The sequence below is a fragment of the Coprococcus sp. RTP21204st1_G4_RTP21204_210225 genome, assembly GCF_040915385.1.
GTDB lineage: Bacteria > Bacillota > Clostridia > Lachnospirales > Lachnospiraceae > Allocoprococcus > Allocoprococcus comes.
Map to the genome: position 1 here is coordinate 1 of NZ_JBCPDP010000064.1, position 1,407 is coordinate 1,407.

3 rRNA genes are annotated in these 1,407 nt (G+C 48.8%); all 3 read left to right on the plus strand.

From position 1 onward, the window contains the following. A 16S ribosomal RNA gene (locus AB5213_RS17105) occupies window positions 1–609 on the plus strand; the annotation flags it as partial. Window positions 610–670: 61 nt separating this feature from the next. Further along, a 5S ribosomal RNA gene (rrf, locus tag AB5213_RS17110) occupies window positions 671–788 on the plus strand. 444 nt (window positions 789–1,232) lie between these two features. Beyond that, window positions 1,233–1,407, plus strand: a 23S ribosomal RNA gene (locus tag AB5213_RS17115); the annotation flags it as partial.

The following is a 1,407-nucleotide window of genomic DNA, read 5'->3' on the forward strand; positions in this document are numbered from 1 at the left end:
CACAAGCGGTGGAGCATGTGGTTTAATTCGAAGCAACGCGAAGAACCTTACCTGCTCTTGACATCCCGGTGACCGGCGTGTAATGACGCCTTTTCTTCGGAACACCGGTGACAGGTGGTGCATGGTTGTCGTCAGCTCGTGTCGTGAGATGTTGGGTTAAGTCCCGCAACGAGCGCAACCCTTATCTTCAGTAGCCAGCATTTTGGATGGGCACTCTGGAGAGACTGCCAGGGATAACCTGGAGGAAGGTGGGGATGACGTCAAATCATCATGCCCCTTATGAGCAGGGCTACACACGTGCTACAATGGCGTAAACAAAGGGAAGCGAGCCTGCGAGGGTAAGCAAATCTCAAAAATAACGTCTCAGTTCGGATTGTAGTCTGCAACTCGACTACATGAAGCTGGAATCGCTAGTAATCGCGAATCAGCATGTCGCGGTGAATACGTTCCCGGGTCTTGTACACACCGCCCGTCACACCATGGGAGTTGGTAACGCCCGAAGTCAGTGACCCAACCGTAAGGAGGGAGCTGCCGAAGGTGGGACCGATAACTGGGGTGAAGTCGTAACAAGGTAGCCGTATCGGAAGGTGCGGCTGGATCACCTCCTTTCTAAGGAAGAAGAAGTAAGGAAAGTTCGTTGTCTATTGTTGAGTTATCAAAACTCAATGCTTCTGGTGGCGATGCGGTCAGGGGACACACCCGTTCCCATCTCGAACACGATGGTTAAGACCTGATCGGCCGATGGTACTGCACTGGAGACGGTGTGGGAGAGCAGGTGGCCGCCAGATTATAAAAAAGAAAATAAGCAGACTGTGCTTGATTTAATATGAAACTTTGGAGAATCGCTCCAAAGCGTCAAGCGACTAAGTGGTGGTTAGCTACCGCACTAGTCTTTCAGCATAGATACAGACACAGAACCGAAGGGGATTCTGCGGTCAACCCAATCAGCAGGGCAGTGCTGTTACGATAGCTGGTTTTTACCAGTGATTAAAGATCAAAAGAGATTTTGGTTTTTAATGACTGATAAACTTCAGTCAGACATGTACTTTGAAAACTGCATACAAAAATAAATCAATTCTCAAATAGAGAAAGACATCCGAGGTGATCATCACCGCAAGGTAATGATTAACTTACATCTTCGAGAAAACGAAGTAAAAAAACGACCTGAAATACCAACGCATGCAACGCTATGCATGTGTAACCGGATCCCATTCCCGTGGGAGAAGGGAGTTGGTTATGCTAGAAAGAGCGCAGGGTGGATGCCTTGGCACTAAGAGCCGATGAAAGACGTGATAAGCTGCGAAAAGCTTCGGGGAGGAGCAAATATCCGATGATCCGGAGATATCTGAATGGGGAAACCCGGCTGGACAGACTCCAGTCATCCATACGCCAATCCATAACGTATGG